Below are 24,715 nucleotides of genomic sequence, written 5' to 3' on the forward strand. Positions count from 1 at the left end.
GGGCGCTACTCGCCCCATCGCCGGCAAGGCCAGCTTCCACAAGAAGACAGTTGCTCCCACATTTGTTTCGGGCCAGTTTCTCCTGCCTCCATTGGCGCGCGCACCCGGGGTGCATGGCTGGAAAGGGATGAAAAGCATCAGCGCAACACGCGATATCGAATGGAGCAAACAAGGGCCCGCGCGCCAATGGTTCAGGAATGATTGGCCTGAAACAAATGTGGGAGCGGGCTTGCCCCGCGAAGCGCCGCGCGGGCGGCGCTCGATCTTCCACGCGACAAACCTCTCAAGGCGAGCACTTCAAATTCTGACCCGAAAGTCCGGTTACGCCGCCCGGCAGCCGTGGCTTAGAGCGGGTGCCGAAAACCATCGAAGTAGGCTAGAATGCACGGCCTCTAAGCACACCCCTTCCTGAGGCTGTCCCGACGATGTTGATCCTGCGCGGCGCTCCTGCCCTTTCTGCCTTTCGCCACGGTAAATTACTCGAGCAACTGAGCCAGAAAGTCCCCGCTGTTACTGGTTTGTATGCCGAATTTGCCCACTTCGCCGATGTCGATGGCGAGCTGACCGCCGACCAGCAGCAGGTGCTGGGCCGTCTGCTCAAGTACGGCCCGAGCGTGCCGGTACAGGAGCCGACTGGCCGCCTGTTCCTGGTCGTGCCGCGCCTGGGCACCATTTCGCCGTGGGCCAGCAAGGCCAGCGACATCGCCCACAACTGCGGCCTGCAGTCGATCCAGCGCCTGGAGCGCGGCATCGCCTACTACGTTGCCGGCACCCTGAGCGACGCTGATGCTGCGTTGATTGCTGCCGAACTGCACGACCGCATGACCCAGCGCGTGCTCGGCCAGCTGGAGCAGGCGTCCGACCTGTTCAGCCACGCCCAGCCCAAGCCGATGACCTCGGTGGACATCCTGGCCGGTGGCCGTGACGCCCTGGCCCAGGCCAACATCGACCTGGGCCTGGCCCTTGCCGAAGACGAGATCGACTACCTGGTCGCTGCCTTCCAGGGGCTCAAGCGCAACCCGAACGACATCGAACTGATGATGTTCGCCCAGGCCAACTCCGAGCACTGCCGCCACAAGATCTTCAACGCCAGTTGGGACATCGACGGCCAGGCTCAGGAAAAAAGCCTGTTCGGCATGATCAAGAACACCTACCAGATGCACAGCGAAGGCGTGCTGTCTGCGTACAAGGACAACGCCTCGGTCATCGTCGGTAATGTGGCCGGCCGCTTCTTCCCGAACCCTGAAACCCGCCAGTACGGCGCGGTGCAGGAGCCGGTGCACATCCTGATGAAGGTGGAAACCCACAACCACCCGACTGCCATCGCCCCGTTCTCCGGCGCCTCCACCGGCTCCGGTGGCGAAATCCGCGATGAAGGTGCTACCGGCCGCGGCGCCAAGCCCAAGGCGGGCCTGACCGGCTTCACCGTGTCCAACCTGCGCATTCCGGGCTTCGAACAGCCTTGGGAGCAGGTCTACGGCAAGCCTGAGCGTATCGTCGACGCCCTCGACATCATGATCGAAGGCCCGCTGGGTGGCGCCGCGTTCAACAACGAATTCGGTCGCCCGGCCCTGACCGGTTACTTCCGTACCTTCGAGCAGGCCATCAATACCCCGCACGGTGAAGAAGTGCGCGGCTACCACAAGCCGATCATGCTGGCCGGTGGTATGGGCAACATCCGTGAAGACCACGTGCAGAAGGGCGAGATCACCGTCGGCGCCAAGCTGATCGTGCTCGGCGGCCCGGCCATGCTGATCGGCCTGGGTGGCGGCGCCGCTTCGTCGGTGGCTACCGGTGCCAGCTCGGCTGACCTGGACTTTGCCTCGGTACAGCGCGAAAACCCGGAAATGGAGCGCCGTTGCCAAGAGGTCATCGACCGCTGCTGGCAGCTGGGTGACAACAACCCGATCGCCTTCATCCACGACGTGGGCGCGGGCGGTATCTCCAACGCTTTCCCCGAGCTGGTCAACGACGGTGGCCGTGGTGGCCGCTTCGAGCTGCGTAACGTGCCAAATGACGAGCCGGGCATGGCCCCGCACGAAATCTGGAGCAACGAATCGCAAGAGCGTTACGTGCTGGCCGTCAGCGCGGTCGACTTCGAGCGTTTCCAGGCCATCTGCGAGCGTGAGCGTTGCCCGTTTGCCGTGGTCGGTGAAGCAACCGAAGAGCCGCACCTGACCGTAAGCGACAGCCACTTCGGCAACACGCCTGTGGACATGCCGCTGGACGTGCTGCTGGGCAAGCCGCCGCGCATGCACCGCTCGGTTACCCGCGAGGCCGAGCTGGGCGATGACTTCGACCCGAGCGAGCTGGACCTGGACAATGCCGTGCAGCGCGTGTTGAACCACCCGGCCGTGGCCAGCAAGAGCTTCCTGATCACCATTGGCGACCGTACCATCACCGGCCTGGTTGCCCGCGACCAGATGGTCGGCCCGTGGCAGGTACCGGTCGCTGACTGCGCCGTCACCGCCACCAGCTTCGACGTCTACACCGGTGAAGCCATGGCCATGGGCGAGCGCACCCCGCTGGCGCTGCTGGATGCCCCGGCGTCCGGGCGCATGGCCATCGGTGAAACCCTGACCAACCTGGCGGCTTCGCGCATCGAGAAACTGTCCGACATCAAACTGTCGGCCAACTGGATGTCCGCCGCCGGTCACCCGGGTGAAGATGCCCGCCTGTACGACACCGTCAAGGCTGTCGGCATGGAGCTGTGCCCGGAGCTGGGCATTACCATTCCGGTCGGCAAAGACTCGATGTCGATGAAGACCAAGTGGAGCGATGAGGGTGGCGAGAAGAGCGTCACCTCGCCAATGTCGCTGATCATCACCGGCTTCGCCCCGGTCACCGACATTCGCAAGACCCTGACCCCTGAACTGCGCATGGACAAGGGCGAGACCGACCTGATCCTGATCGACCTGGGCCGTGGCAAGAACCGCATGGGCGCCTCGATCCTGGCGCAGACCTACGGCAAGATTGCTGCCCAGGCACCGGACGTGGACGACGCCGAAGACCTCAAGGCCTTCTTTGCCGTGATCCAGGGGCTGAACGCCGACGGCCACCTGCTGGCCTACCACGACCGCTCCGACGGCGGCCTGATCACCACCGTGCTGGAAATGGCCTTCGCCGGCCACTGCGGCCTGGACCTGCAACTCGACCCACTGACTGACAACCGTAAAGACGTACCGGCCATCCTCTTCAACGAAGAGCTGGGTGCGGTTATCCAGGTTCGCCAGGATGCCACCCCGGACGTGCTGGCGCAGTTCAGCGCGGCTGGCCTGGGCGAGGAGTGCGTCGCGGTGATCGGCAAGCCGGTCAACAACGCCGAAGTGTCCATCAGCCTGAACGGCGAAGTGCTGTTCGACGACGACCGTCGCATGCTGCAGCGTCAGTGGGCCGAGACCAGCTACCAGATCCAGCGCCTGCGCGACAACGCTGACTGCGCCGACCAGGAATTCGACCTGCTGCTCGAGGAAGACAACCCAGGCCTGTCGGTCAAGCTGGGCTTCGATGTCAACGACGACATCGCCGCGCCGTACATCAAGAAGGGCGTGCGCCCGCAAGTGGCCATCCTGCGTGAGCAGGGCGTCAACGGCCAGGTCGAGATGGCCGCTGCCTTCGACCGTGCCGGTTTTGCCGCCATCGACGTGCACATGAGCGACATCCTGGCGGGCCGTGTCGACTTCGAGGCCTTCAAAGGCCTGGTCGCCTGCGGTGGCTTCTCTTACGGTGACGTGCTGGGTGCGGGTGAAGGCTGGGCCAAGTCGGCGCTGTTCAACGCCCGTGCCCGTGATGCGTTCCAGGCCTTCTTCGAGCGTACCGACAGCTTCGCCCTGGGCGTGTGCAACGGTTGCCAGATGATGTCCAACCTGCACGAGCTGATCCCGGGCACCGAGTACTGGCCGCACTTCGTGCGTAACCGCTCGGAGCAGTTCGAGGCTCGCGTTGCCATGGTCGAGGTGCAGAAGTCCAACTCGATCTTCCTGCAGGGCATGGCCGGTTCGCGCATGCCGATCGCCATCGCTCACGGTGAAGGCCATGCCGAGTTCGCCAATGAAGCGGCACTGCTGGAAGCCGACCTGTCCGGTTGTGTGGCCCTGCGCTACGTCGACAACCACGGCAAGGTCACCGAAGCCTACCCGGCCAACCCGAACGGCTCGCCGCGTGGTATCACCGGCCTGACCAGCCGCGACGGCCGCGTGACCATCATGATGCCGCACCCGGAGCGCGTGTTCCGCGCCGTGCAGAACTCCTGGCGCCCGGATGAGTGGCAGGAAGATGCCGCGCTGATGCGTATGTTCCGCAACGCGCGGGTGTGGGTGAACTAAGGCGTGTACAAGCTCGCCTTCTTTGTCCCCGCCAGCCATGTCGAGGTGGTCAAGGCCGCTGTGTTCGCTGCTGGTGGCGGGCGCATCGGCGACTATGACCACTGCGCCTGGCAAACCTTGGGCCAGGGCCAGTTCCGCCCGTTGGACGGCAGCCAGCCGTTCCTCGGGCAAGCCGGTCAGGTCGAGGTGGTGGAGGAGTGGAAGGTAGAGCTGGTGGTGGCTGACGAGCTGATTGCCCAGGCTGTCGCAGCGCTGAAGCAAAGCCACCCGTACGAGACGCCAGCCTATGAGGTCTGGCGGCTCGCCGAGTTCTAGACCGCATCACGGCTGTTCGCGGGCACGCCCGCTCCCACAGGGATCGCACAACCCTCGAGTATTGTGCGATCCCTGTGGGAGCGGGCGTGCCCGCGAACAGGCCCTACAGTTCAGCCACAATCTCCTTGCCTGGCTCAGGCCGTTTCAACCCGGCACAAGCCAGCAACCCCACCTCGAACAGCACCCACATCGGCACCGCCAACATCGTCTGCGAAAACACATCCGGTGGCGTCAAAATCATCCCCACCACAAAGCACCCGACGATCACGTAGGGCCTGCTGCGCCGCAATGTGGCCACATCCGCCAACCCCACCCAGACAACGATGAACGTTGCCACCGGGATCTCGAACGCCAGCCCGAATGCCAGGAACAGCGCCAGGATAAAGTCCAGGTACTGGCTGATATCGGTCATCATCGCCACACCGTCCGGCGTCACGCTGGCAAAGAAACCGAACATCATCGGGAACACCAGGAAGAACGCGAACGCCATGCCGGCATAGAACAGCACGATGCTCGACACCAGCAGTGGCAGGGCAATGCGCCGCTCACGGCGGTACAGCCCCGGTGCCAGAAAGCCCCATGCCTGGTGCAGTAGCAGCGGCATGGCGATGAACAGTGCGCACATTGCGGTCAGCTTGAACGGCGTCAGAAACGGCGAGGTGACGCTGGTGGCGATCATGCTGGCGCCTTCCGGCAAAAAGCGCCGCAGCGGTTCGGAGATGAGCGTGTACAACGTCTGGGCGAAGGGGAACAGGCCGGCGAATACCAAGGCCACCAGTGCCAGGCAACGCACCAGGCGTTTGCGCAGGTCCCGCAGGTGTTCGGTCAGCGGCATGCTGGCTGTCGGGTCCATGGCAATACTCATGGGGCGTTTTCCTTGGGGGCGGCGACCGTGGTGGCATCATTGGCCGGCACCGTGTTCAGGCTGATGCCCTGGCGTATTTCCTGTTCCAGGCGCTGCAGCGGTGCGCTGTCGAGGTTGGGCAACTCGATTTCGCGTTCTACCTGCGTGCGCAAGGCGTACATGGCCCGGCGTGCTTGGCCCAGGCCGCGCCCGAGGGTGCGCGCTGCAACCGGCAGGCGCTCCGGGCCCAGCACCAGCAGCGCGACGACGCCCACCAGCAGCAGCTCGCTGAAGCCTACCTCGAACATCAGGCCTGACGGTCCGCTTGAGGCTGCTGCGCGGCTTGGCCGGTCAGCGGGGCCTGTTGCTGAACCTGCGCCTGGCCAGTTGCGTTGGCGTCAGTGTCGCCGCCCATGGACTTGCGAAAACCCTGGATCGCCTCGCCCACATCGCTGCCCAGGCCCTTGAGGCGCTTGGTACCAAACAGCAGGAATACGATCAGCAGTACGATCACCAGTTGCCAGATTCCAATGCCACCCATTGCCACCACTCCTGTAAGGTCATGAAAAGGAAGGGCAATCCTGCCTCGTGCAGATGACGCGCAGATGACGGACTGGCATTGCCATCTACCTGCAACACACCGCGTGTTGACTGGCGTCTTTATTCTGCGAGCGAGGCACGCACGGATGGGTGGCAGGCAACAGCAGGGTGCGGCCCTGCTGATGGTGATGGTGGTGCTGGCAATGCTGGCGGCGGGCATGGCCTGGTTGGTGGAAGATGGCCGGCGCCAGGTGGATGAAGTGCGCCTGCTGCACCAGCGCATACAGGTGCGGGCTATGGAGCAGGCCGGCCTGGCCTATGCCGAGCAGGCTCTGCGCGACCCCGCCTGGCGGCTTAGCCCGCTGTTCTGGCAGGCCTTGCGGGGGCAGCCGCTGAATTACGACTTTGGCGCCGGGCAGGCGCAGCTGCGGGTGCGCGACCAGCACACCTGCTTCAACGTCAATGCGCTGCTGGGTGCCGATGGCGAGCGCGCCGAGCGCCAATTGCGTCACCTGCTGGGCGACGACATGGCCGCCGAACGCCTGGTCGATGCGCTGGCCGACTGGCTCGACGCCGACAGCGACACCCGCCTGCAGGGCGCCGAAAGTGCCCAGTACCTGCGCCAGCAACCGCCGCGCCTGGCGGCCAACCAGCCGATGCTCGACACCAGCGAACTGAACCTGTTGCTGGAGCCGGACGCCAGCCGCCAAGCGCGTTATCCGATGCTGTGCGCCTTGCCCGAGATCACCGGCTGGCGTCTGAACGCCAATGCGCTCGGGCTGGAGCACCTCCCGTTGCTGGAAGCGCTGTACGAAGGGCGCTATTCGCGGTCGCTGCTCAGCCGCATCATCAGCGGGCGGCCGGCGTCGGGGTATGTGGATGCGGCCGCGTTGCGCCAGGCGCTAGGGGCGGTGGATGACGAAACGTTTGAACGGCTGAGTGAGGGTTTGCTGCTCAACAGCGGGTACTTCCTGCTGCAGCTGTCGTTCGAGGAAGAGGGGCGGGTGATACGCAGCGAGTTTCAGGTAGAGGCGCTGGGAGTGGTGCAATGGCATGCCCGGGTGCCGGCGCAGCAGGTGCGGGTGCGTAGCCGGGAGCCCATGGCCTGGTAGGGCTCGATATTGCCGGGGCTACTTTGCAGTCCTTTCGCCGGCAAGCCAGCTCCCCCAGGAAACCAAGGCATTCATGGCCTGTGATATCCCTGTGGGAGCTGGCTTGCCGACGAAAGGGCCGCAAAGCGGCCCCCGTAAACAGCTCGATCAGGCAGTGCCGATCTCCCCGCCATCAATCCGCTGAATCACCACCGTCGAAGCCCGCGGCCTTACCTTGGTTCCGGCCGGCGTAGCATCGGTCGCCTTGTCGGTATACGGCCAGTTCCCCGGGTGCTGAATGTTCACGAACAAGGTCTTGTTGTCCGGGGTAAAGGCAATCCCGGTCACTTCGCAGTCATTCGGCCCAACGAAGAAGCGGCGCAGGTCCACCTGGTTCTGTGCGTTCACCGGCACCTGCTTGCCGGTGGCGTCCACCAGGTCGGTAGGGATCACCGCCAGCAGTTGGTCGTTGGTGTAATCGGTGAGGGTGCTCTCGCCGTTGTCGGTCTCGAACCACAACACGCCACGGCTATCGAAACTCATGCCGTCGGGGCTGGCGAACTGGTTCAGTTCGGTCAGGCCGGAGCGGTTGATGTCGGCGGTACCGGCCGCGTTGGCGCCGAACACGAAGATGTCCCAGGTAAAGCTCAACTGGTCGTCGCTGTCATGCCAGCGAATGATATGGCCGTGGCGGTTCGGGCCGCGCGGGTTGGCCGCATCGACCTTCTCCGGGGTGCGCGCGCTGTTGTTGGTCAGGGTCAGGTACACATCGCCATTCAGCGGGTTGACCGTGGTCCATTCCGGGCGGTCCATCGGTGTTGCACCCACGGCATCGCCGGCACCCCGGGTGTTGAGGATGATGCCCGGCAGGTCACCATACAGCGCACCCAAGGTGCTACCGCCCGTGGTGGCAGTGGCCACATCCAGCAGCAGCCATACACCGGTGCCATCGGCATTGAAGCGGGCCACGTAGAGTTTGCCCTGGTCCAGGTACTTGGCGCCGGTGGCCAGGCGGTCCGCCGGAGTGGCGTCGGCGGCATCCCACACGGCGGTGGACACCCACTTGTACAGGTACTCATTGTTCGAGTCGTCACCCATGTACCACACCAGCGGCTTGCCGGCGACAGGCAGGCCTGGTGCGCAGCCCTCGTGGCGGAAACGGCCCAGGGCGGTGCGCTTGGTGGCCAGGGTGCTGCTGTTGTACGGGTCGATCTCGACGATATAGCCGTAGGTGCTGGCTTCGTTGCGGTAGTCGTCGGTAGCGCTGGCGCCCTTGACGGTCACATCGAAACGGGCGAATTCGTCAGCCACTTCAGTGCTGTCACCGGCAGCGCTTTCCCACTTGTACTGGCCGCTGGAGGTGCCTACGCCAATGCGGCGCTGGTCTTCGGGGCGGGTGCCCTTGTTGACGAAGATGCCCGGCCAGTTCTCTTCACAGGTCAGGTAGGTGCCCCACGGGGTATAGCCGTTGCCGCAGTTGTTGTTGGTACCGCGGCAGTGGGTACCGGCGGTGGAGTATTTGGTCTTGACGTGGTCGGTGCCGCGCAGCGGGCCGGTGATTTCCATGCGCGAAGCCGTGGTGAAGCGGCGGTTCAGCGGGTCGTTGTCGACCACTTGCCAGCGGCCGCTGATTTTCTGCAGGCGCACCACGCCAGCCCCGTGGGCATTGATTTCCTTGCGCACCTCCTCGACCGGGCGCTTGCCGTTGACATCGGTGGTCGGGCCGGCCGGGTGCAGGGCGGCGGTGTCGATGTACTCGAAGTTGATCGCCAGCAGGCCGTCTTCCGAGCTGCCGTTGATAGGGAAGAAGTGCATGCCGTCATGGTGCATGCCCATGGCGTTGGCCTGGTCGGTCGAGGTGTTGCTGCCGTCGGGCTTCCATGGGTTGGCGTTGCTGTTCAGTGGCGTGCCCCAGGGCGCCAGCACGTAGGCGCTGTAGCCGGCGGCAACCACGCAGGCGTCGGTACGCGAGCCGGGGATGGACTGGAAGCCCAGTGCCAGTTTCGGCACCTCTGGCTCGGTGACAGGCGGCTCGGTCACCGGTGGTTCGGTGACCGGATCATCGTGATCGGAACCACCACCGTCGAAGCAGCCTGTCAGGCCGGTACCGGCGATCATGGCGATGGCGGCGCCCAGGCTGCCGCGCATCACGCTGCGGCGGCTCAGGTAGGCGTCCATGACGTTGGCCATCGGCATGTTGCCGCTGTGGTTCCGGTCCAGGTTGTCGCCGGTATCTCGACTCATCAGGGTGTCCTTGTAGTGGCTGAGTTAGAGGAACCCGCGACTTTAGGGGGGAAATATGATGATTGATTGGCAGAAATGTTAAGGGGCTTTTAAAACGGCGCGCTCTTAGAAATTACGCTTACAGATCAATTTGGAATTGCTGTCGGATTTCTGCCATCAAACTGTAATGCCAACGCCGCAACATCCGGGGCCCTGAATGGTGCGAAAAAGGATGGCGGGTGCGATGGCGAGCAGTGTGCACAGGCGCGAAGTGATCGGCTGGATGGGTGTCGGGGCATTGGCACCGCTGCTCGGCGCTTGTTCCGCCTTCCCTGGGCAGCAGGGCGGCAACGCCCGGCTCGACGTGCTGTACGTGGCCGATACCCTCGATGCCCGCCAACCCGGCCAGGCCGTGGTGCCAGCCACCCGCCTGGGGCCGGTCAGCCACCTGGGCCGCGCGCCGTGGATGACCGGTAGCAGCGCCAGCCTGGCCTACCCGCAGCTGGCGCCGCTGCTCGATGCCAGCCAGGCAACATCAGCCCAGCTCGGCGGCTATGCGGTGCTGGCGGCCCTGCTGGAGCAACTGCGCGGCGAGGCCGGCGCAGGCAACAGCCTGACCCTGGAGAATGGCCAGGGCTGGAACGGCAGTGGGCTGGCCTACCTGACCCAGGGCGAGAGCGGGGTGCAGGGCAGCCAACTGCTGGGTATCGAAGCGCGGGTCAGCAGTGACGAGCGTGTGCTGTGGCCACAACGCAGCACAGGGCTGTATCGCCAGGCGGGTGCAGTTAGCCTCGGCGCCGGCCTGGCGGACGGGCAACGCCAGGCCCTGGGCCTGGAAGCCTTGCACGTCTTCGAGCGCGGCGGCGCCCGGGTTGCCGTGGTCGGCGTGACCGACCCCTACGCCCAAGACCAGAAAGCCTCTCTCAAACAGTGGTACCAGTCACTTCAGCCGGTCTTCGAGCAGGCCCGGCGCGAGGCCGACCTGGTGGTGGCCATGGCCGATGTCGGCACCGGCCCCGGCCTTTGGCTGGCCGAGCGTGTGCCCCACATCGATGTGCTGTTGTGCGCCCGTGGCCAGGACCTGTGGCCGGCGCCCGTCGAGGTAACCCAAGCCAGTGGTCGCCGGGTACCGGTGCTGTTCGCCGGTTGCCGGGGCAGCGGTGCGTTCCGCCTGCGCTGCCAGCGTGTGGCCGGGCAGTGGCACTTCGACGGGCGTTTTTTCCCGGCCTTTGAACAACAACTGGCGCCTGCCGCGCAGCTGCGCGTCGCGCCATTGCAGGCAGAGCTGCGCCAGCAACGTGCCGGCCATGCGGCGTGGCTCGACCAACCGCTGGCCCGTGCGCCTCAGGCCTTGTGGCGCCGCGATACCCGTGGCGGTAGCTGGGACCGCCTGCTGCATCAAGCCTTGGCCGATGACAGCAGCATGCCCGTGCTGTTGCCGGGCCTGCGTTACGACTACCCGCTGCCCGCAGGTGCATCGATCACACGCGAACACCTGATCAGCCTCACCGGTGGCTACCCGGCGCCGGTGGTCGAAGCGCCGGCCCGGCAAGTGGAGCAAGTGCTGGAGAACGCGGCAGAGCAGTTGTTCGGTGACCCGCTGTTGCTGGACAACAGCCAGGATCTGCCCCGCTGGCAGAGCCAGGCTTGGCGCGTCAGCTACAGCCCGCAAGGCAAGCGCGTCACTGGGCTGGAGCCAGTGCAGGGCCTGTGCCGCACCTTCGGCCTGCAGTTTGAAAGCCAGGCTGGCGAACCCCTGTGGCAACGGGTCGAAGCCTGGCTCGCCCGGCAGCGTGGCGACTGGCAGTTGGCACCGCTGCCACTGCCCGAAGTGCGTTACGTGCAGGGGCATCCGGGCTGGCACCCACGGCAGTTGGCCTCGTGACGCTGGCCTCGCGCGTTTTCACCGGCGCTGGCCTGACCCTGGCCGGTTGGCTAGCCGCCCAGTGCGTGCTGCAACTGAGCCGCCAGCCGCAACCGGCCATCGCGCCGGTGGCCGCCGCCAACCCGCTGCCCGGGCTGATGGTCGGGCACTGGCAAGCGCCCATCGACGATGGCGCCATCGCCATTACCCGCCTGCCATTGCACTACCTCGGCGGCCTCAGGGCGCAGCCGCTGTCTTCCAGCGTAGTGGTGCTGCGCTACGGCCAGCAGGTGCGCACCCTGGCCCGCGGTCAGCGCCTGGCGCCGGGGATCGTGCTGCAGGACATCGACACCGATGGCCTGATTTTCAACAACCAGGGGCGGCGTGAACGCTTGCCCTGGCCGCCACGCCCCGCCGTGACCGGCTTCAAGCGGCAAGGATGAACGATGCCTGTTAGATACTGCGTGGCCGCCGTGTTGAGCCTGGCCCTGGCCACAGGCCTGCCTGAGGCACGCGCCGAAGAGCCAGTGTTCGATGAAAATGGTACGCCGATGTACGAGGTGAACTTCGTCGACACCGAACTGGGCGAATTCATCGACAGCGTGTCGCGCATCACCGGCACCACCTTCATCGTCGACCCCCGGGTCAAGGGCAAGGTCACCGTGCGCACCGTTGACCTGCACGACGCCGATGCCATCTACGACATCTTCCTGGCGCAGTTGCGCGCCCAGGGCTACGCCACCGTCGACCTGCCCAACGGCAGCGTGAAGATTGTCCCCGACCAGGCCGCGCGCCTGGAGCCGGTGCCGGTGGAGGCGGGTGGGCAGCAGGGCGAGGGCAGTGACAGCGTGGCAACTCGGGTATTCAATGTGCGCAACGCCGCCAGCGAGCAGGTGCTGGGTATCCTCAAACCGCTGATCGACCCACGGGTGGGGGTGATCACCCCGTACCCGGCGGCGCACCAGCTGGTGGTAACCGACTGGCGCAGCAACCTGGACCGTATCGCCAGCTTGCTGCGCCAGCTTGACCGCCCTCAGGAAGCACCCGGCAGCGGCAGTACCCAAGTCATCTACCTGCGGCACGCCAACGCAGGTGAAGTGGTCAAGGTGCTGCGCGGGCTTGGTCAGGAAGGCATGGCGCCGGCTGAAGGCACGGGCGAAGGCGAGGCCAAGGACCGGCCGGTGATGGCCGCTGCCGGTGCCCCGGGCATCCGTCTGGAGTACGAAGAAGGCACCAACGCCGTGGTCATGGTCGGCCCCGACAGCGAGCTGGCCGCCTACCGCACCATCGTCGAACAGCTGGACATCCGCCGCGCCCAGGTCGTGGTGGAGGCCATCATCGCCGAGGTGTCCGATAGCAGCGCCCAGGAGTTGGGCGTGCAATGGCTGTTTGCCGACGAAAAATTCGGGGCCGGCATCGTCAATTTCGGCAGCAATGGGGTAAACATCGCCAACATTGCCGGGGCTGCTGCCAGCGGTGACAACCAGGCCCTTGGCGACCTGTTGTCCGCGACTACCGGCGCCACGGCGGGCATCGGCCATTTCGGCGGCGGCTTCAACTTTGCCATGCTGGTCAATGCGCTGAAGGGCAAGAGCGGCTTCAACCTGCTGTCCACGCCTACCCTGTTGACCCTGGACAATGCCGAAGCATCGATCCTGGTCGGCCAGGAAGTGCCGTTCGTTACCGGCTCGGTGACGCAAAACAACGCCAACCCCTACCAGACCATCGAGCGCAAAGAAGTCGGGGTGAAGCTGCGCATCAAGCCGCAGATCAACATCGACAACAGCGTGCGCCTGGACATTGTCCAGGAAGTGTCGTCGATCGCCGAGTCCAGCGCGGCCAGTGACGTGATCACCAACAAGCGCGAGATCAAGACCAAAGTCATGGTGGAAGACAATGGCCTGGTCATTCTCGGCGGCCTGATCAGCGACGAGTTGAGCACCAGCAACCAGCGCGTGCCGCTGCTCGGTGACATCCCTTACCTGGGCCGGCTGTTCCGCTCCGATGCCAGCAAAAACACCAAGCAGAACCTGATGGTGTTCATCCGCCCGCGCATTCTGCGGGACGGGCCGAGCCTGGCCGGGCTCAGCGAAGAAAAATACCGCACCTTGCAGCAGACCACGCCATTGCAACTGCCGGACCTTGCCGAGGGTACGCCGCTGTTGCAGGTATTCCCCTCCAGCCGCGCGCGCCTCGAAGGCGGTGCCTGGTGATGCTGCCCTATCGCCAGGCGCGGCAGAGCGGGGTGGCCATGACCACCACGGAACAGGGCTGGCAGCTGTGGCTGCGGCCCGACGCCGACAGTGCCCAGGTGCAGGAGCTGCTGCGGGTGCATGGCCAGCCGTGCAGGCTCGAATACCTGGAACCTGCCGTGTTCGATGAGCGCCTCGGCCAGCTGTACCAGGCTGGCGATGGCGCCACTGAAGCGTTGATCGAAGGCATTGGCGACCAGGTCGACCTGGACAGCCTGATGAGCGAGATGCCGCAGATCGAAGACCTGCTGGAAAGCGATGACGAAGCCCCGGTAATCCGCCTGATCAATGGTCTGTTCGGCCAGGCCCTGCGCCTGCGTGCCTCGGATATCCATATCGAAACCTTCGAGCAAAGCCTGGTGGTGCGCCTGCGGGTCGATGGCCACCTGCGCGAAGTGTTGCGCCCGCCACGTGCGCTGTCGGCCATGCTGGTGTCGCGGATCAAAGTCATGGCACGCCTGGATATCGCCGAGAAGCGCCAGCCCCAGGACGGCCGTATTACCCTGCGCGCGGCAGGGCGTGAGGTGGATGTGCGGGTTTCGACCCTGCCCGGCATTCATGGCGAGCGCGTGGTCATGCGTGTGCTCGACAAGCAGGCCAGCTTGCTGGCGCTGGGCAACCTGGGTATGCCGCCCTCGGTATTGCAAGGCCTGCGCAGCTGCCTGGCCCGCCCCAATGGCATCGTGCTGTCCACCGGCCCGACCGGTTCAGGCAAGACCACCACCCTGTACGCCAGCCTCAACAGCCTCAACGATGGCAGCCGCAACATCCTCACTGTCGAGGACCCGGTGGAATACGCCATCGCCGGCATCGGCCAGACCGCTATCAACCCACGTGCGGGGCTGACCTTTGCCAGTGGCCTGCGTGCGATTCTGCGCCAGGACCCGGACGTGATCATGCTCGGCGAAATCCGTGACCAGGAAACCGCGCAGATCGCCGTGCAGGCCAGCCTGACCGGCCACCTGGTGCTGTCCACCCTGCACACCAACAGTGCTGTGGGCGCGGTGACCCGCCTGCGCGACATGGGCATCGAACCGTTCCTGATTGCCTCGTGCCTGCGTGGGGTGCTGGCCCAGCGCCTGGTGCGGCGCCTGTGCAGTTGCGCCGTAGCGCAGCCGCTGCAACATGCCGAGCGTGGCCTGTGGCCGGAACTGGCGGCGCTGGGTAGCAGCTACCACGCGGTGGGCTGCGAGCTGTGCCAGGGCAGCGGCTATGTCGGGCGCGTGGGCCTGTACGAATTCATCGAGCTGGATGCCGGGCTGATCGGCTTGCTGTATGACGGCGCCAGTGAACTGGCCATGCAGGATTACCTGGCCGAACGCCGGCAGAGCCTGGTCGCGATGGCCAGCGACTGCCTGGCCCGTGGCGAGACCAGCCTGGCCGAAGTGCTGCGCGTGGTGCAGGGCTAACCCATGCCGACCTATCGCTACCTGGCCGTGGACCTCACCGGCAAGACCCGCAAGGCCAGCCTGCAGGCTGACAGCGAACGCCATGCGCGCCAGTTGCTGCGCGAGCAGGGCCTGTTTGCCCGCCAGCTGCAGCGCCAGGACATCAGCAACCGGCAACCCCGGCGCCAGCGTCTGAGCCAGCCCCAACTGTGTGAGCTAACCCGTCAATTGGCGACGCTGACCGGTGCCGGCATCCCCTTGGTCGATGCCTTGGCCACCCTTGAACGCCAACTGCGCCAGCCGACCCTGCACAGTGTGCTGGTGGCCCTGCGCGGCGCTCTCGCCGAAGGCCTGGGCCTGGCCCGCAGCCTGGCCCGCCAGGGGGCGCCGTTCACTGGCTTGTACTGCGCGTTGGTCGAGGCCGGCGAACGCTCCGGGCGCCTGGCACAGGTGCTGACCCGGCTGGCCGACCACCTGGAACAGGTGCAACGGCAACAACACAAGGCGCGTACTGCGCTGATCTACCCCACCGTATTGATGGGCGTATCGCTTGCCGTGGTCATCGGCCTGATGACCTTTGTCGTGCCCAAGCTCACCGAACAGTTTGCCCACGCCGGGCAAAGCCTGCCGCTGATTACCGCGTTGCTGATCGGCCTGAGCCAGGGGCTGGTGCACGCCGGGCCCTGGTTGCTGGGGTTGGCGCTATTGACGGGTGGGCTTGGCACCTGGCTGCTGCGCAAGCCGCACTGGTGCCTGCGCCGTGACCAGTTGCTGCTGCGCTTGCCGCGTATCGGCAGCCTGTTGCAGGTGCTGGAAAGCGCACGCCTGGCGCGCAGCCTGGCGATTCTCAGCGGCAGTGGCGTGGCCCTGCTCGAAGCCTTGCAAGTGGCCACCGAAACCGTCGGCAACCGGCGCATACGCCTGGCCATGGAGCAGGTGCGCCAGCAAGTGCAGGGCGGCACCAGCCTGCACCGTGCCCTGGATGCCAGCCAGCAATTCCCGCCGCTGCTGGTGAACATGGTCGGCAGCGGCGAGGCCAGCGGCACCCTGGCCGACATGCTCGAGCGTGTGGCCGACGACCAGGAGCGTGGCTTTGCGCGCCAGGTGGATACCGCCATGGCGCTGTTCGAACCCCTGATGATCCTGGTGATGGGCGCCGTGGTGCTGTTCATCGTGCTGGCGGTGCTGCTGCCGATCATGCAACTCAACCAGGGCCTGCAACTGTGAATACAAGGAGCACTGCCATGCAGCATCGACGTAACCGCCAGCGCGGTTTCACCCTCATGGAAATCATGGTGGTGATCTTCATCATCGGCCTGCTGATCGCCGTGGTTGCACCCAGCGTGCTGGGCAACCAGGACAAGGCCATGAAGCAGAAGGTAATGGCCGACCTGGCCACCCTGGAGCAGGCGCTGGACATGTACCGGCTGGACAACCTGCGCTTCCCCAGCAGCGAGCAGGGCCTGGCCGCACTGGTGAAAAAACCTAGCCAGGAACCGCTGCCGCGGGCCTGGCGCAGCGACGGCTATGTGCGACGCCTGCCGCAAGACCCGTGGGGCACCCCGTACCAGTACCGCATGCCCGGTGAACATGGCCGGGTTGATGTGTACTCGCTGGGTGCCGATGGCCAGCCAGGCGGCGAAGGCCAGGATGCCGACCTGGGTAACTGGGCGCTGTAAGGGTGCGCCGTCAGCGGGGCTTCAGCCTGATCGAATTGCTGGTGGTGCTGGCCATCGCCGGGCTGATGACAGGCCTGGCAGTGGTCGGCCTCGGCGGTGGCCAGGCCCGTGTCGATCAGGCCCTGCAACGCCTGGCCAGCGAAACTCGCGCCCAGGCCGCGCTGGCCCGGCATGCCGGGCAACTGCGGGGCCTGCGCTGGAATGGCCGACGCCCGGAGTTCGTGCGGCGTGAGGGGAATGCCTGGGTGGTCGAAGCGGTCGGGCTTGGCGACTGGCCCAAGGGCCTGCACCCGGACTGGCCCGCCAGCCCGCAGCCCCACTTGCTGTTTACCCCGCATGGCTGGGCACAGCCGGGCAGCGTGCGCTGGCGCTGGGCCGATGGCAGCCAGCAATGGGCCTGGAGCCGCGATGGCCGTTTACAGGTAGCGGTTGCACCATGAAGCGACGCCAGCGTGGCTTCACCTTGCTGGAGGTCACTGTGGCCTTGGCGATCGCCGCTGTGCTGGCGGTGATCACCAGCCAGGTCCTGCGTCAGCGCCTGGCCGTGCAGCACAACCTGCAACAACACCGCCTTGGCCTGTTGTGTGCCCGCGAACTGCAAACACGCTTCGCCGTCGAGCAATTCTGGCCTGCCGCCAACCCGGTGAGGGGTGAACTGAGCCAGGGTGGCCAGCCGTGTCATTGGCAACTGCAACTGCGCCGCACTGGTGTGCGCGACCTGCGCCGTGGCGAGCTGCAACTGTTCGCCGACCGCGACCAACGCGTGCCACTGGGCCAGTACACCGTGTTTCTGGAGCGCCCATGACAAGCTCGCCACCACTGCTCCTACAAAGGTTCTGTGCAGGCATTGAACCCGAGCATCAATACATGAAGCGCCGCCAGGCAGGCCTTACCCTGATCGAACTGATGGTCGCCCTGGCCCTGACCGTCCTGCTCGGCATCATGCTCGCTGCGTTGGTCAATGGCTGGCTGAAAGTGCGCGAGCGCCTGCAGGTGACCACCCAGGAAACCTCGGTGCTGGACTTTTGCCTGGCCCTTGAGCGGCGTTTCGACAGCCCGGTGCTGCGCCGCGTCTACGACCAGCGTCTGCCGCTGGCCAGCCGCTGGCTGGACTGGCAACCGGCAAGCAACCAGTTGCAGTGGGTTGCCACCACCGGCCTGCCGCAAGCCGAAGGCGGCTCGCGCCTGCAACGCCAGCGCTTGCGCTTCGAGCCCCGTGAGCAGCGCCTGCTGCTGGAAAGCTCGGCCGACCTGTACGCCGCCGCCGCACCGCACTGGGTACAGCGTGAGCGGCTCGACCGGGTCGGTGCCATGAATATCCTTTATTACCAGGGCGGCCGTTGGCTGGCCTGGCCTTCTGACCAGCCTGCGCACCCCGGCCGTGGCGTGCGCCTGGAACTGCAGCGTGATGGAGCACCTTATGTCTGCACCTTCGCCCTCCCGTGGGGGCGCTCATGAAATTTGAATGGCGACAGCGCAGATTTGCTCAGCCCTGGTTGCTGCTGCGCCCGGGTGATGTCTGGCACTGGGCGCTGGCGGACGGTGGCACCGTGCAAAGCCAGGGGCAGGGTGAGCCACCGGCTAACCTGCAAGCCCGGGTTGCCCTGATTCTGCCTGCCGAGGCCTGCAGCCTCTTCCACGTGCCCGCCCCACCCGGGCTCAAGCGTGAGGAGTGGCCGTTGTTGCTCGAAGACCGCTTGCTGCAACCGCCGGACGAAGTCAGCTGCGCGTGCCTGGCCCGTGCGCCGGGGCACCTTCGCTTGCTGGTGGTGGCGCGTGAGCAACTGGACGGCTGGCGCGGGCAGTGTGCCGCATGGGGCTGGCAGGTAGAGCGTTGCTGGGCGGAGTTGCAGTTGCTGCCGGGGCCTGAGGCAGGCACCGCCTGGCATTGGCAGCGCACGCCCGGCATGTCCTTGTACAAAGGGCTGGCCGAGGACGGGCAGGAGCATTGGCTGGCATGGCCGCAAGCACTGGGTGAGACGCCGCAGCAACCGTGGGCACATCTGCAAAGCGTGCCGCTGAGTGGAAACTGGCCAGGCGCGCTTGCGCCGCTCGACACGATACCCGGCCTGTTCGAACGTGCACGCAAGGCCCCTTCGTTGCCCGACGTTTCACGCCCGCAGCAACGACTGTTGGCAGCCTGCCTGGTACTGGCGACAGTCTGGGGCGGGCTGTGGTTGAGCCAGCAATGGCGCCAGGCACAACTTTGGCGCGCTCAGGTCATTGCCGTGACGGGCGAGCAGGCCAGCCCACGCCACGCCGCGCAGGCCCTCAAGCGCCTGCGCGAAAGCGAGCTTCAGCAGCAGGTACGCACCCGCCAGCTTGAAGACCTGCAGGCAGCGTTACAGGCCTGGCTGCAGGATCACCCCGGCTGGCGCCTGCAAGCGGTGCGTTTCGACGGCCAGCGCTGGCACTTGCGGCTAGAGGGCGACGGCGCCGCGCCACCCTGGCAGGACATGGCCAACGCTGCCGGTGCTGCCGTACAGGTACAGGGTGGTGAAGTGGTCTTCGACTTGGGGGTGGCCGCATGAACCGGGCCTGGATGCAGCGCCATCGGCTGAAATTCGCCTGGTTGCTGATTGCCGTGTTGCTGACCTTCCTGGCGGTGCGCGAGGGCTTGGCGCAATGGCGCGAGCTCAGCCAGTGGCGGGGGCTGGCAGAACAAGCCGCCAACCTGCATGGCGGCCCCGGGCTGAACCTGGAACGGCTACGCCAGTCGGCCCAGGCCCGGCAGATCGAACTGGCCGAGGTCGATGTGCAGGGCAACACCTGGCAACTGCAGGGCCAGGTGGCTGATGAGCGGGCCCTGCAAGGCTGGTTGCAAAGCCTGCGCGCAGAAGGCGCACAGCCGCTGCAATGGGGGCTGGAGCTGGATGGCAAGGGGTTACGGTTCGATGTGCGGGTGCAGCCATGAACCGCAGAGCGATGGTGTGGGTTCTGCTGGTCTTCGTGCTGACGCTGCTGGTTGAGCTGCCGGCCAATTGGCTGGTGCGTGCGTCCGGCCTGCCAATGCGTGAGGTGAGCGGGAGCCTTTGGCAAGGCCAGGCACATCAGCTAGGGCCAGTCGGGCCGCTGCGCTGGGCGGTGCAGCCTTGGCACTTGCAGGCGGATGCGCAGTTTGGCGTCCAGGGGCAGGGCTGGCAGTTGCACATCGCGGGCTGGCCATGGCGCTGGCAGATGGAGGTTACCGCACTGGGCGCCGAGGCGACGGTGTCCACGGATTATCGTCTGGCGGGTCAGTGGCAGGGCGCGTTGAAGGTGCAGGGGGCAGGGCGGCTATGCCGAGCCAGCGAAGGCCGCGTAACGGTAACCGACCTGGCCCTGAGCGAGCCATGGTCACTGGGCTTGGGGCAGGGCTGGCTGGAGATGGACTGCCACAGTGGGTGGCGGCTTCGTGGGCAACTGGCGCAGCAGGGGCAGCACCAATTGGACGTGGATGCCGACCTCGGGGCGCGCCGGGCAGAGGTGGTATTCGAGCTGCAACCAGAGGCGGCACTGACGCCATTGTTGCGGGGCGCCCAATGGCTCGGGCCCCAGGCGCTGGCGGGGCAGCGAGACCTACGCTGGTAAAACGCAACCTGACGCGGCCCCCGGCAGGGGCGGTTGCTCCTGCCGGGGCCGCTCGACTTGGTCTTGCGCGGCCTGCGCGTGTGCTTCAGTTTTTCTTACCCTGCACACTCGAAGCCCATTGCTCGCTGCGGCTGTAGCCACTGGTCCTCAATACACCCAGGTCCAGCGCATTTTCCCCCTCCGCAGCCCCTTTGCCCTTGGCCATCTCGGCGATGGCCGTGCCCAGGTCCACTGGCGAGTTGGATGCATTGAGCGACACGTCCCGGCGATAGTCACTACCGCTCAGCGTTTCCCGGGTGACCGCGTCGGCGTCGAGCACCACGTCGCCCTTGGCCGACTGCACGCGTGCCCCCAGCAACCGGGCATTGCCACCGACCTGCAGGTCGATACCGTCGCGGCCCTTGAGCACGGCCTGATGGGCCACGCCGTCGCGCTGCACATGCGACACGTCAAGGCTGAAGGTTGGCGAGAACCCAGGCTCAGCCTTGCTCAGGGCCGGACCGGCCTTTTTCTCGACCTTGCTCGCCAGCGGCCCTGCCATCGAAGTGGCTGCGTTGACATAGCCCTGCGGGTTTTTCTCCTGGCTGAGCCTGGCATCGCCGTTCACGCTCAGGGTATCGACGCTGTCCTTGCGGCTGGCGATGTACAGGTCACCGTCGATCGCGCCACCGATGTGCCCCGCTTCCAGGCTTGTGCCCTCGATCCGGGTGTCGCTGAGGCTTTTCAGGTCGATGCGCTCGGCGCGCAGGTCACTGGCATTCCAGGTGAGGTTGTCGCGCTTGTCGAGTGCCACCTTCAGGCGACCATGTACGCCGCGTGTGTCGAGTGCGCCCTGGGCGATGTTGAAACCGGCACCGGCGGTGATGTCAAGGTTGTCGCGTTGCTCCTGGTTGGAGGAGGCCTCCACCCGCATGCCGCCATTCGGGGCCTCGAGGCTGATCTGCCCGGCCGTGGCCTGCAGGCCTTGCAGGTGCAGGGCGACGTCCTCGCGGGCGTTGCTGCTCAGGGTCAGTGTGCCGTTGCTTGCAAACTGGGCATCGACCGCCTGCCGCGCCTTTTCGTTCTGCTTGCCGTGGCTGAAGTGGCCGCCTATGGCGCCCCCCTTGGTCTCGCCTGCCTTCACCGCCAGTTCCAGGCCGCCGCCCAGCTTGGCGCCGGTGGCTTGCTGGGTATTGCTGGCGGCCTTGACCTGCAGCTGGCCACCACTCTGCACCAGAATGTCGCCGGTCTTGGCCGCTCGGCTGCCAATGCGGGTGCCTTCGAGCATCAGGTCGCCTGTGCTGGTCAGCTGCACCTCGCCTTTGGCGTCGATTTGCGCCACTTGGGCCTTGGTCTGCGTGCTCAGCTGTTGGCCGTGGTCGAGATAGCCACGGGAATCGACACCGGTGCTGCCTGGTCGATTGCCGACTTTGGTCCAGGCATTGCCGTCGAGCTGGCGTGACTGCTGTTCGGCCTGGTCGGTCGCCTGCAGCAGGGCCAGCGAGCCGGCACTGTGCATGACCACGCTGCCTTCACCGCCATCGATGCGGGCGCCTTCGTAGCGGCCATCGCTCCCCAGCTGGACCTGGATACCCTGTTGCCCGTAGAGGCTGCCCGGCACAGCCGTGCTGGCGCTAGCCTTTTTATCCAGCGACCCGCCTTTGCCTGCCACGCGCACATTCAGGTCCTTGCCGGTGCTGGTGTCCAGGCGTGCGTCGCCGCCATAGGCCAGACGTTGTACGCTGGTTTCCTCACTGTTCCTGGCGGCGCGCAAATCATGTTGCTGCGCCTCGATCTTCAGCGAGCCGGCAGTGGCCCGCCATTGGGTGCCCTGGTCTGCAAGGGCGTCGGCCTTGACCTCGGCCTTGGCCCCTGACAGCTCGCTCACCTGGGCAAAACCACGGCGCTGGTTTTCCAGGCGCTTGAGGTGCTCGACGGTCATGTCGGCACCTGCGCTGGGCAGCGCCATGGCATCTTCGGGCGAGGCCTGCTGGAAGCGAGCGGCTTCCTCACCCAGTACCAGGCGTTCGATGGGGCGGGTCAGGTCGCGGTACTCGACACTCGCGCCCAGGCTGCCCGACCAGTCGTCACGGCGCTGCTCATGCGCCTGGGTATCCTGCACCGCGCGGTTGTCGATGCGTTTTGCGGTCACCTGCAAGGTGTTGCCGGCCTTGACGCGTGCGGCCTCGGTGACCAGGTCGTCGCTGCGCAATTCAAGATCGCCGCTGGCTTGCAACTCGCTGCGCTGCACCTTGCTTTCGCGCTCAGTCCGCACCTCGCGGTTGTGATGGCCTTCGAACGCGCTGCCCAGCCGGTCGATGCCGCCGGTTACCGTCAAACCGCCACCACTGTGGGTGGTACTGGTGGTCGCGTCGCGGTCATTGCGGGCTGCGCCCAGCGTCGTTTTACGCGCCTGTACATCAAGGCCACCGGCAGTGGCCTGGACCTTGCTGGCGTTGACCTGCAGGTGTGCGCCACTGTTCATGCCCACCGAGGCAGCCTTGAGTTCACTGGCGACCTGGCCGGTCGTGCGTTGCCTGGTGGTGCTGGTAGCCACCTCGTACGCCACGCCAGCTGCGTACTGGCGGGACTCGGGTTTGCCATCCTCGGCTTCCTGGAATTGCCTGGCGCTGGCTGTGAAGCCGCGATGCTGGTCGCGGGTTTCGCGCTCATCGACCGATTGCGCGCTGCCCACCCGCAGATCGCCTTTAGCCTCGACCTGCAAGTGCTTGCCAGCTTCGATCTTGGCGCCCTGGATGCGTAAATCGGCGGCGCTGGCCAGGCGCAGGTTGCTGGCCGAGCTGACGTCGCTGACCAGTACCTGCTGTTTACGGTCCGTGCTTTCATGCTCATTGCCAATCAGGCCGAACAGCTTGCTGTCCTGGGTACGGTGGGTGGAAGTGCTGCGGCTGTGGTCAGCCTCGATGGCCAGCGCCCCTTTGTCGCTGTAAAGCACCGCGTCCTGTTTGCCGTGCACGGTACTGCCTTTGATGGCGACCTTTTCGGCTGTCACGGTAAGCTTGCCATCGCTCGCAACTGTGCTGCCGGCAATGGCCTGGCCCTCGCTGTCGTTCCCTTCGCGGTCGGCAAAGAAGGTGCCTGATACCAGGTCGCCACGGTAGTTACGCCCGGTTCCGCGCTCTTGCAGGGTGGTGGTGCCGATATCAGCCTGTTTCGCATGGATGGCCATATCGCCGCGGCTTTGCAAGCTGCTGCCTTGAACATTGAGGTTGCCGCTTGCCTTGATCTTCATGTGCGTGGCGCCGAGAGTGCTGCCGTTTGCGGTTTCCTTCAGCTGATCGGTATCCCGGTCACCGCGCCACAAGTCCTTGCGATGGCGCACCTGCTCTTCGACGCGCTGGCTGTCGATGCCGGCCACGATGTCCAGGCCGGCGCCGCTGTCTACCGTCAGCGTGTTGCCTGCCGCCACGTTCGCGGCGGTCATGCGCATGTCGTCACCGGACTGCAGCAGCACGCTGTCACTGCCCAGCAATTGGCTGCCCTGTTGCTGCTGCTCGGTGGTGGTGGTTTTGCGGTTGTAGGTTTCGCGGGTGATGAACAAGAACTTTTTGTTCCAGCTGTCAGTGTCGTGTTCGATGCGCTCGCGGGTCTTGGCATCCAGCGTCAGCTTCTTGCCGGCCTTGGCTTCGATTCGCGGGGCCTGGCCGTCGACCGCTTCAAGCGTCAGGTCATCGGCAGCGGTGAGTTTCAGTGTACCGTGCTCGCTGCGCAGCTCGGCGGGGGTGTCGGCCTCGCCGCTGACATGCAGACGCCCCGCCGAGCGTATTTCCACCCCCTCCGTGCCCAGAATCTGTGATGTGCCCACCCGCACGCCTGCGCCCTCGGCCGTGCTCACCACGCGGATCCGCCCAGCGCGCATTGCACCGAACAGGCTGGCATCAATGCTCGACGTGGGGCTGGGCAGGTGTTCGACCACCTCGCCACTGCGGCTGTCGATACGGTTGCGCCCGACCGTGATGTCGAGCGCTTCGCTGGCCGTCAGCAGGCCTTTGCTGTCCACGCGCGGCGCAATCAGTTCAATGGCGCCAGCGGTATTGCTCAGCCCCTGCTCCAGTACCTGCAGAGAGCCGCTGGCGTTGAGCGTGTCGAGGTAGCGCAGTTGCTCCTGCTCGAATTCCGGGGTGCCAACCACCAGGCCTGCGCGCGTGGTGTTGATGAAGCTTGCGCCATTGAGGGTGATGCCATTGGGGTTGGCCAGGATGTAGTCGGCCGGGCGCCCGAAGATCTCCTGCGGCCCTTCGATCATTGAAGCGTTGCGGCTGACTACCTCGTTGAGGATGGTTGAAGCGGCCTGGCCCTGAAACTGCGGGTTGGCGGCCAAGGCGCCGGCCAGTTGCGACTGCCCGGCTCCGGTGGCGTTGTTCAACACCAGGCCCGGGTTGCCAACGTTGTAGTTGATGAACTGGTTGTGGGACAACCCGCTGGCATTGGGCGGCACGATGTCGATCACCGGTATTCCGTGGCCGTTGTGGATGACCGGCATGCCACCCGGTCCGCTGGCTGCCTCCAGCGCACTGTCTGCCAGTGCGGCGCTGGAGCCGAGCAAGGCGAGGAAGATGGCCCAGCGCAGGGTGTTCGGGCGAATGGGCGGTAACTGCGAGAGTGTTTGCATTTTCTCGTTCTC

The 24,715-nt window shown here is 65.7% G+C and carries 20 protein-coding genes; 15 read left to right on the forward strand and 5 right to left on the reverse strand.

The genetic code is table 11. The annotated features are described in order from the left end of the window. Window positions 1-425 precede the first annotated feature (425 nt). Window positions 426-4,325: a phosphoribosylformylglycinamidine synthase gene (gene purL / locus AC07XM_RS27065; protein ID WP_102690012.1), complete on the forward strand. Its 3,900-nt coding sequence runs from the start codon at window positions 426-428 to the stop codon at window positions 4,323-4,325. Window positions 4,326-4,328: 3 nt separating this feature from the next. Then, window positions 4,329-4,640 carry a YqfO family protein gene (locus tag AC07XM_RS27070; protein WP_016485114.1) on the forward strand — a complete coding sequence of 104 codons (312 nt, stop codon included), beginning with the start codon at window positions 4,329-4,331 and terminating at the stop codon, window positions 4,638-4,640. 103 nt (window positions 4,641-4,743) lie between these two features. Here AC07XM_RS27070 and tatC read toward each other — a convergent pair whose 3' ends face one another. Genes tatC through tatA form a run of 3 tightly spaced genes read right to left on the reverse strand, consistent with a single transcriptional unit; the run spans window position 4,744 to window position 6,025 of the window. Next, window positions 4,744-5,505 carry a twin-arginine translocase subunit TatC gene (tatC, locus tag AC07XM_RS27075; protein ID WP_070086994.1) on the reverse strand — a complete coding sequence of 254 codons (762 nt, stop codon included), beginning with the start codon at window positions 5,503-5,505 and terminating at the stop codon, window positions 4,744-4,746. Beyond that, window positions 5,502-5,792, reverse strand: a complete 291-nt coding sequence (gene tatB, locus AC07XM_RS27080; protein WP_102690013.1) for a Sec-independent protein translocase protein TatB — start codon at window positions 5,790-5,792, stop codon at window positions 5,502-5,504. The genes tatC and tatB overlap by 4 nt, the downstream gene beginning before the upstream one ends. Next, window positions 5,792-6,025: a twin-arginine translocase TatA/TatE family subunit gene (gene tatA, locus AC07XM_RS27085; RefSeq protein ID WP_016485117.1), complete on the reverse strand. Its 234-nt coding sequence runs from the start codon at window positions 6,023-6,025 to the stop codon at window positions 5,792-5,794. Before tatA ends, tatB begins: the two co-directional genes overlap by 1 nt. 145 nt (window positions 6,026-6,170) lie before the next feature. Here tatA and gspK point away from each other — a divergent pair, with 145 nt between their 5' ends. Then, window positions 6,171-7,136 carry a type II secretion system minor pseudopilin GspK gene (gspK, locus tag AC07XM_RS27090; RefSeq protein ID WP_070086996.1) on the forward strand — a complete coding sequence of 322 codons (966 nt, stop codon included), beginning with the start codon at window positions 6,171-6,173 and terminating at the stop codon, window positions 7,134-7,136. Between the two features lie 147 nt (window positions 7,137-7,283). Here the strand turns inward: gspK and AC07XM_RS27095 are convergent, their stop codons facing one another. Continuing rightward, window positions 7,284-9,359 carry a PhoX family protein gene (locus tag AC07XM_RS27095; protein WP_102690014.1) on the reverse strand — a complete coding sequence of 692 codons (2,076 nt, stop codon included), beginning with the start codon at window positions 9,357-9,359 and terminating at the stop codon, window positions 7,284-7,286. Window positions 9,360-9,582: 223 nt separating this feature from the next. Here AC07XM_RS27095 and AC07XM_RS27100 point away from each other — a divergent pair, with 223 nt between their 5' ends. From AC07XM_RS27100 to AC07XM_RS27155, 12 genes are all read left to right on the forward strand, one after another. Beyond that, entirely contained in the window at window positions 9,583-11,223 is a 1,641-nt protein-coding gene (locus tag AC07XM_RS27100; RefSeq protein WP_102690015.1) for a bifunctional UDP-sugar hydrolase/5'-nucleotidase, read from the forward strand. Then, on the forward strand, window positions 11,220-11,645 hold the full coding sequence (locus tag AC07XM_RS27105; RefSeq protein ID WP_095115761.1) for a pilus assembly protein PilZ: 426 nt from the start codon (window positions 11,220-11,222) through the stop codon (window positions 11,643-11,645). Before AC07XM_RS27100 ends, AC07XM_RS27105 begins: the two co-directional genes overlap by 4 nt. Window positions 11,646-11,648: 3 nt before the next feature. Beyond that, a complete protein-coding gene (gene gspD, locus AC07XM_RS27110) occupies window positions 11,649-13,415 on the forward strand; it encodes a type II secretion system secretin GspD (protein WP_172455961.1) in 1,767 nt (588 codons plus the stop codon). Continuing rightward, a complete protein-coding gene (locus tag AC07XM_RS27115) occupies window positions 13,415-14,863 on the forward strand; it encodes a GspE/PulE family protein (protein ID WP_023049353.1) in 1,449 nt (482 codons plus the stop codon). The genes gspD and AC07XM_RS27115 overlap by 1 nt, the downstream gene beginning before the upstream one ends. A gap of 3 nt (window positions 14,864-14,866) precedes the next feature. Next, window positions 14,867-16,069 carry a type II secretion system inner membrane protein GspF gene (gspF, locus tag AC07XM_RS27120; protein WP_102690017.1) on the forward strand — a complete coding sequence of 401 codons (1,203 nt, stop codon included), beginning with the start codon at window positions 14,867-14,869 and terminating at the stop codon, window positions 16,067-16,069. A 17-nt stretch (window positions 16,070-16,086) separates the two neighbouring features. Next, complete coding sequence (gene gspG, locus AC07XM_RS27125) at window positions 16,087-16,521, forward strand: type II secretion system major pseudopilin GspG (RefSeq protein ID WP_016485125.1); 435 nt, start codon at window positions 16,087-16,089, stop codon at window positions 16,519-16,521. Between the two features lie 2 nt (window positions 16,522-16,523). Continuing rightward, complete coding sequence (gspH, locus tag AC07XM_RS27130; RefSeq protein WP_016485126.1) at window positions 16,524-16,961, forward strand: type II secretion system minor pseudopilin GspH; 438 nt, start codon at window positions 16,524-16,526, stop codon at window positions 16,959-16,961. After that, a complete protein-coding gene (locus AC07XM_RS27135; RefSeq protein ID WP_016485127.1) occupies window positions 16,958-17,326 on the forward strand; it encodes a type II secretion system protein GspI in 369 nt (122 codons plus the stop codon). Before gspH ends, AC07XM_RS27135 begins: the two co-directional genes overlap by 4 nt. Window positions 17,327-17,388: 62 nt before the next feature. After that, window positions 17,389-17,979, forward strand: coding sequence for a type II secretion system protein (locus AC07XM_RS27140; RefSeq protein WP_016485128.1), 591 nt, complete (start codon window positions 17,389-17,391; stop codon window positions 17,977-17,979). Then, window positions 17,976-19,052, forward strand: a complete 1,077-nt coding sequence (gene gspL / locus AC07XM_RS27145) for a type II secretion system protein GspL (protein ID WP_102690023.1) — start codon at window positions 17,976-17,978, stop codon at window positions 19,050-19,052. The genes AC07XM_RS27140 and gspL overlap by 4 nt, the downstream gene beginning before the upstream one ends. Next, a complete protein-coding gene (gene gspM, locus AC07XM_RS27150; protein WP_024717656.1) occupies window positions 19,049-19,435 on the forward strand; it encodes a type II secretion system protein GspM in 387 nt (128 codons plus the stop codon). Before gspL ends, gspM begins: the two co-directional genes overlap by 4 nt. After that, complete coding sequence (locus AC07XM_RS27155) at window positions 19,432-20,091, forward strand: general secretion pathway protein GspN (RefSeq protein ID WP_102690018.1); 660 nt, start codon at window positions 19,432-19,434, stop codon at window positions 20,089-20,091. The genes gspM and AC07XM_RS27155 overlap by 4 nt, the downstream gene beginning before the upstream one ends. Before the next feature lie 85 nt (window positions 20,092-20,176). Here AC07XM_RS27155 and AC07XM_RS27160 read toward each other — a convergent pair whose 3' ends face one another. Next, the gene (locus tag AC07XM_RS27160; protein WP_102690019.1) at window positions 20,177-24,703 is read right to left on the reverse strand and encodes a hemagglutinin repeat-containing protein; all 4,527 of its coding nucleotides are present in this window, start codon (window positions 24,701-24,703) and stop codon (window positions 20,177-20,179) included. Between the last annotated feature and the right edge of the window lie 12 nt (window positions 24,704-24,715).

Source organism: Pseudomonas sp. GW460-LB5 (assembly GCF_059423245.1).